A 9048-nucleotide genomic window follows, 5' to 3' on the forward strand; every position below is an offset into this window, starting at 1 on the left:
ATGTTACTCATCGGTTCATCGTCCTGTATCCCCCGTACTGCCGTTGTATGACATCAATACGCCGCTTATGGCGATGAAACAGACTGCGCTGATACAACGCGCCCGCTTCTCCCTGAATGCGGACGTCGCCGAAAAACCAGTCGCTTTTGACCGCCAACGCCTGCCGGATATTACTTTTGCCGGATTCCGGCAACTGCGGCAGCCCCACAAAAGCATCGACGTTCTGCCAGCCTTTAGCGGGACGCAGCGCCACTACGCGCGCGGCCTCCTCAGGACTAAATTTGCCCATCAGCATGGCGGATATCAGCGGCGCCTGTTGTTGCGTCAACGTATTGATATTGATGGAGAGCGTATCGACCGGCAGCACGCACACGTACGGCAGCAATCGGCGGTAGAGGTCCGCATCCACTCCGTTGATTGCCCGCAGCTCCGACACATCCGCCATCGGCTGATTCGCCGGCAGATAGCGCGAGTAGGCGTCGTCTTCGGCCCCGTTCTTACGCGGCTCGCGGTCTTCGTCCAGCCAGTCGCGAATAGCGGCGGTCACCGCATCGGCCCGCTCGCCTTTCTCGCCTAAAACCACCATTAACTGCCTGAAGACCTGCGCGGCGTAAGGCGTTTTTTCGGAGGCCTTCGCCGTCGAGATCGTGCCCGTCGCGACGGTGTTTTTAGGGCGCGGCTGCAGGGCGTTCAAGTTTAAACAGGTCGAGCCGTCATGAATCTGACCGACCATCTCCCGACCGTCGTCCAGCATCTGCCTGTCGACACGCGACCACGGCTGCCCGATGTGGGTAATTTTCGGCGAGTCTTGCCCATCACGCAGGAGCACGCTGCCCATCAACGCCTCCGCGCCCAGCGCGGTCCAACGAGCCTGCGTTCGGGTCAACAAGCTGTCGGTGCGCTGGTAGGCCGTGCCGGTATGCTCCGCCACCGACGTCGCCACAATAACCATCAGCGCCAGCATGAGCAGCACGACCAGCAACGCCATTCCCCGTTGTCGTTTCACTGGTTATCCTCCGCTACGCTGTCGCCGGACGAGGACGAAGCCGCATCAGAATCGGTCTCGTCAGACTGACCGCTCCCAATTTCTTCCAGCTCCCGGTCATTCTCTTTCGCCTCCGGATCTTCCTGCTGAGGCAGCAGGAACAGGCGCGTGATATCGCCGTAGTCGCGCAAATTGACCGTGACGGAAATCCCTTCCGGCAGCCGATCGGGGGCGTCCCAATGATCCTGCCAGCCCCCCTCGGAGAAAAAGCTCAGGGTAAAGCCGTTGACCTGTGTCAGCAGCGGACGGATCGCCATCTCCTGCTTGGGCACAGGCTGCGGAGAGTCGAAAAACAGACGCTCCAGCGTGCCATGACGCAGACGGTACCCGACTCGCTGTAGCTCGGAACGGGGCAGAATACCGAGTGGATTAAGCCAACCGCTACGCACGAAGCTGGCGGCGCCGTCTTCGCTTTCCATGCCATAACGCTGGGCCAATAACCCAGGCTCGGCGGCTTCGCTGCGTCGCGGCGTGATTTGGGTGAAATCGCGCTCCATCAGCGTAAAGGTGCGCTGTAACTCGTCGAGTCGGGCGCTTTTACGCGTCGACAGTTCGTCCTGACGCATCACCCCGTTCAGGACCGAGGAAACGCTGAGACTCAGCGCGGCAAAAACCACCAGCGCCAGCATCATCTCCAGCAGCGTGAACCCGCGCGAGGCGTTAATTCGCATCACCGTCGTCCTCTCCCGCCTGCGGTATATCGCTGCGTAATATCGCTGCTGGCGTGGCGTCATTACTACCGTGACGCACCTCAACCTCCACCGCGCGTACGCTGTCATTGCCGCTATCGATGCCCCGATAACGCCAATACCACGTCGATTCCGCGAACATCACGCTGCCGTCGGTCCATGAGGTCGACGGCCACTGTTTTTCCAGCCGCAGCGCCGTCAGCTGGTTTTCGGCGATCCAGACGGCGAAGGTTTTCTCTTCCAACCGCCCCAGCGTGCTGGCCTGCTGCGCGGTGGTCCTCAATATCGCGAGTCCCGCCAGTGCGAACACCACCAGTGCGACCAGAACTTCCAGCAGCGTCATGCCCCGTTGCTTCATCGCGCGTTGCCCTCAGGAGAAGCGCTGAGGATCGCCCCGTTAGCGTCGACCTCCAGCCAGGCGCTATCTCTTTCGCTTTGCTGAAACTCGAGGCGGAATGGCGTGATTTCGCCTCCCGGCAGGATCAGAAGGGTTGGCGACGCCTGTGATGAGGTCACGCCCGGATCGACCTCGCCGTCCTTCCACTGCGCGGTAAAAGCCAGCCGGATATCCGCAGGCAGCGTGGTGAGCGGCGAATCAGGCCGCCACTGATAGGCTTCCGGCGCGGAGGCATCCGTCGGCTCCAGCACCGCCAGCTGCCAGCTGCGCGGCGCGAGATAGAATCCCAGTACGCGATCGTTCTGTTGACTGTCGGCCACCGCGCGCTCCAGCTGCGCCCGAAAGCGCGCCATCTGCCACTGTGCATCCCTGGGCTTTGGCTGTGGGAACGCCATCATCACCAGCGTGGCCGAGACGCCGGCCAGCAGCACCACCAGCATCATTTCCAGCAGGGTGAAACCGCGCTGACGCATCACGGATTCGCGCTGTGCGCCCCGTTGCCGATATTCCAGTTGCCGATATCGTCTTCACTGTCCGGCATACCGTCCGGACCGTACGAGAATACGTCGATGCGACCGTGGTTGCCGGGGCTAAGCAATTGATAATCCGCGCCCCACGGGTCTTGCGGCAGACGGCGAATATAGCCATCCTGCGCGTAGTTGCGGGGTTCTGGCTGCGTGCTCGGCTTTTTCACCAGCGCAGACAGACCTTGCTCCGTGGTGGGATAGCGGCTGTTGTCCAGTTTGTACATATCAAGCGCACTCTCCAGCGCCACGATATCGCTGACGGCTTTCTGTCGATCGGCCTTTTCTTTGTTGCCCATCAGATTCGGCACCACCAGGCTGGCCAGTACGCCGAGAATAACGATCACCACCATGATTTCTAACAGGGTAAAACCCCGCTGACGTTGTTCCATTTTGTTGTTTCCTTTGACGTTATTCGAAATTACATACTCATGAGAGTGTTCAATTGCAGAATCGGCTGGAGAATGGCCAGCACGATGAAAAGCACAACCCCCGCCATCGTGACGACCAGCAGCGGTTCGAAAAGGCCCAGCGCCAACGTGACCTGAGCGCTGAATTCGCGATCCTGATTGTCCGCCGCGCGCGCCAGCATAGCGTCGAGATCGCCGCTGCGTTCGCCGCTGGCGATCATGTGCCGCATCATTGGGGGGAATAGCGATGTCTGCTGTAAAGCCTGATGCAGGCTGACGCCTTCGCGCACCGCTTCCGTCGCCTGTATCAGCCGTTGGCGGGCATCGTCATTGCTCAGCACGTCGCCGCTGATGCGCATCGCCTGTAACAGCGGCACGGCGCTGGCGTTCAGGATGCTGAGCGTGCGGGCATAGCGCGCGGTATTAAGCCCGCGCAGTACGCGCCCAACCACCGGCAGCCGCAGGAGAAGTCGATGGAAAGACAGCCGATATTTGTCCTGTCGCAGTAGCCAGCGACCAAGCAGCATCACCAGCGCCAACAGCAACAGCATCCACGGTCCGCCGAGACGTACCGCATCGCTGATGCCCATCAGCAGCCGCGTGGAAAAAGGCAGCGCCTGCTTCATGTGAACGAACTGGTCCACCACTTTAGGCACCACGGCGGAGAGCAAGATGCACACCACCGCGATGGCGACCAGCGTCAGGACGCAGGGATAAATCATCGCCTGTTGAATACGACTGCGCATCTGCTGGCGCTGCTCGGTGTAGTCCGCCAGCCGATTGAGGACGATATCCAGATGGCCGGAGGCTTCGCCCGCCGCGACCATCGCGCAGTACAACCGTTCGAAACTGCCGGGAAAGCTGCCAAGCGCCTCCGCCAGCGAATGTCCTTCGACGACTTTGGCCCGCACGGCTGCCATCAGCGTACGCAGCCCGGCTTTTTCGCTCTGCTCCGCCACCGCGGCCAGCGCTTCTTCCAGCGGCAGCGCCGCGGCGACCAGCGTCGCCAGCTGTCGCGTCAACAGGGCCAGATCGCTGGCCCCAATGCGTTGGGAGCGCCGTAACGTCAAGAACCCGGCGTCGCGAGAATGGCCCCCGTCGCGTTGCGGTTCCAGCGTCAGCGCCACCAGGCCTTTCTCTCGCAGCAGCTGTCTGGCCTGACGCGCCGAGTCGGCTTCCTGTACGCCGCGGCTGCGTTTTCCCTGCGCGTTCATCGCCTGATAGTGAAACAGCGCCATCTCATTCCGCCCTTGTCACACGCACCACCTCATCCCAGGTGGTGTTGCCCGCGATGACCTGCTGCAAGCCGCTCTGCCGCAGCGACCCCCAGCGTTCACCCAGGCGCTGCGCAATTTGCTGCTCGCCTTCCCGCTGGTGAATGGCCGTTCGAACGTCGTCGTCGATCGGCAGCAGTTCGTGGATCGAGGTCCGTCCGCGATAACCCGTTTCGTTACAGGCTGGACAGCCCCCGGCGCGATACAGCCGGGTGCCGGGCGCAATCCCCATCAGCTGGGCCTGTTCCGCGCTGACCGAGTAGGGCTGGCGGCAGTCCTGACACAGGGTTCGCACCAACCGCTGCGCCAACACGCCAAGCAGGGAGGTCGATAACAGAAACGGCTCCACGCCCATGTCCGTCAGGCGGGAAAGCGCGCCCAGCGCGCTGTTGGTATGCAGCGTCGACAGAACCAGATGCCCGGTCAGCGAGGCTTGCACGGCGATCTGCGCCGTCTCGCCATCGCGGATCTCCCCCACCAGCACAACGTCCGGGTCCTGACGAAGGATGGCGCGCAGCCCGCGCGCGAACGTCATGCCGACCTTGGTGTTCACCTGCGTCTGGGCGATACCATCCAGCTCATACTCAATAGGGTCTTCCACCGTCATGATGTTGCGTTCGGTGGCGTTGAGGCGACTCAGCGCCGCATACAACGTGGTGCTTTTCCCCGAGCCAGTCGGCCCGGTGACCAGAATGATGCCGTGCGGCCGGTGGATCAGTTCGTCTATCTCACGCTGATGCGCGGCGCTCATGCCCAACGCGGCCAGATCCAGCCGCACGCTGTCTTTGTCCAGCAAGCGCAGCACCACGCGTTCACCGTAGTTGGAGGGCAACGTTGAGACGCGCACGTCGATGGCGCGGCCGCCGATGCGCAGCACCATGCGCCCATCCTGAGGCACGCGCTTTTCAGCGATATCCAGCTTCGCCATGACTTTGATGCGGGAGACCAATAGCGGGGCCAGTTGACGCGGAGGACGCAGGATTTCCCGCAGCACGCCGTCAATTCGGAAGCGGATCAGCAGGTTACGCTCGTAGGTTTCGATATGGATATCGGAGGCTTTATGCTTGATCGCCTCCGTCAGCATGGCGTTGATCAGGCGGATGATGGGGGCGTCGTCGTCCGCATCCAGCAGATCGTCGCTGTCCGGCAGCTCTTCGGCCAGCGTGTAGAAGTCGATATCGTTGCCGATGTCTTCCATCAGCTGCTGCGCGGCGGCGGAGTCACGCTGGTAGTGCTGCACCAACGCCCGCTCAAATTCCGCTTCGCTGAGGCGGCTCACGCTTAACGAAACGCCCGCCACGCGTCGGGCTTCTAAAAAAGCGTCGGGCTGCGTTTCGGCCACGCAGAAAACCTGCGCCGCTGCCTGACCGTGCTCTTCCTGCAACAGCAGTATTTTATGGGTGCGGGCATAGGCGAACGGCAGGACCGGGTGAAGCCCAGGCGCCGCTGCGTCCTGCACGCTCATCGCCCCTCCCGGGCATAGAACGACGAGATGGCCGCCTGCACCTGACGGAACACCATCGTGTCTCCGCCCGCAGGCAAACGTAGCGTGTCGTTATCCAGCACCGCGCCGCTGGCGCGCGTGGCGCCACGCTGTTGCTGCTGTTCATCGTTGAAGGTGCGGTATTTGTTTATCGTCGCCGTTTGGTACTGCATGCCGTCACGGATAATGGTCGGACGGAGAAACAGCATCAGGTTACGCTTGGTCACCTGACGGCTTTTGGAGCGGAACAAATTGCCAATCACCGGGATGTCGCCAAGGAACGGCACCTTGCTGTCCGTTTCCAGCGTGGTCTTGTCGAGCAGACCGCCGACCACCACGGTTTCGCCGCTTCCGACCAATACCGCGTTGTTGACGGTGCGGGTGTTGAACGTTGCGCCCAGACTGCTGGTGCTGCTCGACGAGGAGTCCGCCACGCTGGACACCTCCTGCGCGATCTGCAGCAGCACGGAGTCCCCTTCGTTGATCTGCGGTTTGACCTTCAGCTTGATACCGACGGTTTTACGCTCCACGGTGGTAAAAATGTTGTCCGCCGAGGTGGTTTGAGAGCCTGACAGCACCGGCACTTCCTGACCGACGTTGAAGGTGGCTTCCATGTTGTCCAGCGTGACGATGCTGGGCGTCGCCAGCACGTCGTTTTTCGAGTTGCTGGACAGCGCCGTCAGCAGCATCGACCAGTTGCCCTGATAAAATCCGGCGGCAATCCCGCTGAAGCTGCTGAGCACGCTGGAGTAGCTGCTGGTCAGCGTGCCGTCGGCGCGATACTGATCTGAGCCGACCATCGCCGTTGAAATCGGCATTCCCGTGCTGGTGAACTGCGTCATGCCCGCCCGTTTGTTGGCCCACTGGATGCCAAGATTCAACCCGTCCGCATCCTGCACTTCGGCGATGATCGCCTCCACCAGCACCTGAGGACGACGGATATCCAGCTGGTCGATGACCTGTTCCAAATCACTCATGATGTCGGGCGGCGCGGTGATAATCAGCGCGTTGGTCTGGTCGTGCGCGCGGATGGTGACCTCTTTCCCCTGAATCATGATCGTCTTGCCGCCGGAGCTGCCGCTAGAGCTGAACGCCGAACCAAAACCGAGGCTACTACTGTTGTTGGACGACGCGCTGTCCTCGCTATTGGAGGAAGACGACGAGGAGGAACTGCTGCTGCCGCTGTTCTGGGTGCTGTGCGAGGTGCTGGGCGTGCTTGAACTATTACGGCTGCCGCTGGTGCCGCTTCCCGCCAGCACTTCCAGCAGCTCCACCGCCTTGGCGTATTTGAGGTAGATGACCTTGGTGCCGCCCTGCACGACCTGCTTGCGGTCGAGCTGGCGAATCATCTGTACCGCGCGCTGACGCGACTTTTCTTCGCCGCTGACGATAACCGAATTGGTCCGGCTGTCCGCGACCACATTCGCCAACACGCTGCTTGGTAGCGCGTTTTTCTCATCGGTTTTATTGAGGTTGTTCACCAGCTTGACCATATCGTCCGCCGAGGCGAAGTTGAGCGGAACCGTGGTCATGTCCCGGCCACCGATTTTCTCCACCCGCGCGACGATCTCGAGCATGTGCTTCACTACCGCCGCGCGGCCCGTCATCAGCAGCGTGTTGGACGGTTCATAATGCACCACGCTCCCTGCCCCGGCGCTATCGTTCAGCTGGCGCAACAACGGTGCGAGGTCGCGCGCGGCGACATTATTCAGCGCTACCACCCGGGTCACGATTTCATCGCCATGACCCGGCTTTTCATCGCTGGCCAGCGGGATGGCGGCGGTTTTCGCATCTTTGGCCCGCACGACCTTCAGCACGCCGTTGTCCTGTGGCACGACAGAAAACCCGTAGACGTCCAGTACGCTCAGGAAGAACTGGTAATACTGCTGTTCGTTCATCATGTCGTAGCTGCGGACGGTAATGGTGCCGCGCACGCTGGGGTCGATGATGACGGTTTTATTGAGGTTTTTACTGACGGTGTTGATGAATTCCTGAATGTCTGTGCCTTTAAAACTGGCCGAGAATTCAGCGCTCCAGCACCAGCACGACGCCAACAGCAGCGAACCAATAGCCGCTCGCTCCCATCGCTTGATCACTCCTTTGCTCAGCACGTTACTCTTCGCCCCCAATTTCCATGTAGATATCTTGTTGTTGCCCTTCCCGTTCGACGGTCAGGGTAAAGGTGTGAATTTCCGGTATCCGCTCCATGGCGGTTTTCGCCTGCGCTTCATCACGCAAATCCAGCCCGTTCAGGGCGATGACCACATCGCGCTCCTGCAGCCCGACCCGGTAAAAGACGTCGGGATGCCGACCCGGCGAGATGCGGTATCCGCTTAATTTGTTGTCGTTGATCAGCGGCGAGAGCTCAAGGTAGTCGCTAATCGGCGATGAAGGCCGCGGCTGGAGCTGCTGCAAAGCGGCCGTGTCGGTCTGGGTCTCTTCACCGCCGGACTGTTCGTACAATCGCAGAACCTCGTGTCGCCCCTGATAGAGCAGAACCACGCTGTCGGCGTGGATCGCCACCAGTTTGGCGTCGTCGTAGGGCAGAGATTCGTTGGTGCTACAGCTAAACTGTTGGTTATCTTTGCTGAAGATAGCGATTGAATGCGCGGCGTCCTGACTAAGCAGTACGCCCGTCAGCGCCAGGTGCAAGGAAGACAGCGGCAGCGCATCGGGACGCTCGGCGTCCAGCTCGGGAGCCTCGGCTTTTTCGGGTACAACGCCAAACAGCGAGAAGTCGGATGGGATCTCAGGAGAGGAAGATGGCGGAGGTGTCGCCGGTCGCGCGACAGCCGGCAGCGGCGCCGGATCACGATGTTGAAACAACGATGCCATCTGCAGAACGGTCAACAGCAGAAACAGCGCCAGCAGGCCCCGTCTGAGCGTCCGTGACGTCAACGATGGCAATTTTACTTTATCCATGAGAAACATTATCCCTATGCCCCCGGCAACGATGCTCTGCCGATCCATCAAAGCCATTTCGGCCCTGTCGTCACCCCTCAGGCTATCCATTCCCCCGAGAAAAAAACGGGTATATGATGCCACGAACAGCCGAATTAAGGAACGCCCCTCTTAGCGTCCCCCCTCGCGATATCAGGGTGTTAACGTCGAAATGCGAACCTTCGCGCAACGCTGGCGCTCGGCACATCCAAAGCGAGTCAGAAAGGACGCGACTGAATGATATTTAAGGAAAAAATGTGGACAGCACACCGGAAGTAACCTCATC

General features: G+C 60.7%; 9 protein-coding genes. All 9 read right to left on the reverse strand.

What is annotated here, in order from left to right:
• Positions 1–7: 7 nt before the first annotated feature.
• From gspK to gspC, 9 genes are read right to left on the reverse strand one after another with little or no spacing between them, the layout of a single operon-like run.
• Positions 8–988: a type II secretion system minor pseudopilin GspK gene (gspK, locus tag Q7O77_RS10685; RefSeq protein ID WP_304166819.1), complete on the reverse strand. Its 981-nt coding sequence runs from the start codon at positions 986–988 to the stop codon at positions 8–10.
• Positions 989–1002: 14 nt separating this feature from the next.
• A complete protein-coding gene (gene gspJ / locus Q7O77_RS10690; protein WP_304166822.1) occupies positions 1003–1716 on the reverse strand; it encodes a type II secretion system minor pseudopilin GspJ in 714 nt (237 codons plus the stop codon).
• A complete protein-coding gene (gspI, locus tag Q7O77_RS10695; protein ID WP_085652193.1) occupies positions 1706–2092 on the reverse strand; it encodes a type II secretion system minor pseudopilin GspI in 387 nt (128 codons plus the stop codon). The genes gspJ and gspI overlap by 11 nt, the downstream gene beginning before the upstream one ends.
• Positions 2089–2604, reverse strand: a complete 516-nt coding sequence (gene gspH / locus Q7O77_RS10700) for a type II secretion system minor pseudopilin GspH (protein ID WP_304166805.1) — start codon at positions 2602–2604, stop codon at positions 2089–2091. Before gspH ends, gspI begins: the two co-directional genes overlap by 4 nt.
• Positions 2604–3047 (reverse strand): type II secretion system major pseudopilin GspG, encoded by a 444-nt coding sequence (gene gspG, locus Q7O77_RS10705; RefSeq protein WP_026739999.1) that lies wholly within the window; start codon positions 3045–3047, stop codon positions 2604–2606. The genes gspH and gspG overlap by 1 nt, the downstream gene beginning before the upstream one ends.
• A gap of 29 nt (positions 3048–3076) precedes the next feature.
• Positions 3077–4303, reverse strand: a complete 1227-nt coding sequence (gene gspF, locus Q7O77_RS10710) for a type II secretion system inner membrane protein GspF (RefSeq protein ID WP_304166810.1) — start codon at positions 4301–4303, stop codon at positions 3077–3079.
• 1 nt (position 4304) lies between these two features.
• Positions 4305–5804 carry a type II secretion system ATPase GspE gene (gspE, locus tag Q7O77_RS10715; protein ID WP_304166813.1) on the reverse strand — a complete coding sequence of 500 codons (1500 nt, stop codon included), beginning with the start codon at positions 5802–5804 and terminating at the stop codon, positions 4305–4307.
• Complete coding sequence (gene gspD, locus Q7O77_RS10720) at positions 5801–7891, reverse strand: type II secretion system secretin GspD (protein ID WP_304166825.1); 2091 nt, start codon at positions 7889–7891, stop codon at positions 5801–5803. The genes gspE and gspD overlap by 4 nt, the downstream gene beginning before the upstream one ends.
• 43 nt (positions 7892–7934) lie before the next feature.
• Positions 7935–8744: a type II secretion system protein GspC gene (gene gspC / locus Q7O77_RS10725; protein ID WP_304166816.1), complete on the reverse strand. Its 810-nt coding sequence runs from the start codon at positions 8742–8744 to the stop codon at positions 7935–7937.
• Positions 8745–9048: the final 304 nt, after the last annotated feature.

This window comes from Lonsdalea britannica, assembly GCF_946477055.1.
GTDB lineage: Bacteria > Pseudomonadota > Gammaproteobacteria > Enterobacterales > Enterobacteriaceae > Lonsdalea > Lonsdalea britannica_A.

Coding starts and splice junctions, on each gene's coding strand:
- gspK (WP_304166819.1), bottom strand. CDS start 988: ATGGCGTTGCTGGTCGTGCTGCTCATGCTGGCGCTGATGGTTATTGTG.
- gspJ (WP_304166822.1), bottom strand. CDS start 1,716: ATGCGAATTAACGCCTCGCGCGGGTTCACGCTGCTGGAGATGATGCTG.
- gspI (WP_085652193.1), bottom strand. CDS start 2,092: ATGAAGCAACGGGGCATGACGCTGCTGGAAGTTCTGGTCGCACTGGTG.
- gspH (WP_304166805.1), bottom strand. CDS start 2,604: ATGCGTCAGCGCGGTTTCACCCTGCTGGAAATGATGCTGGTGGTGCTG.
- gspG (WP_026739999.1), bottom strand. CDS start 3,047: ATGGAACAACGTCAGCGGGGTTTTACCCTGTTAGAAATCATGGTGGTG.
- gspF (WP_304166810.1), bottom strand. CDS start 4,303: ATGGCGCTGTTTCACTATCAGGCGATGAACGCGCAGGGAAAACGCAGC.
- gspE (WP_304166813.1), bottom strand. CDS start 5,804: ATGAGCGTGCAGGACGCAGCGGCGCCTGGGCTTCACCCGGTCCTGCCG.
- gspC (WP_304166816.1), bottom strand. CDS start 8,744: ATGGATAAAGTAAAATTGCCATCGTTGACGTCACGGACGCTCAGACGG.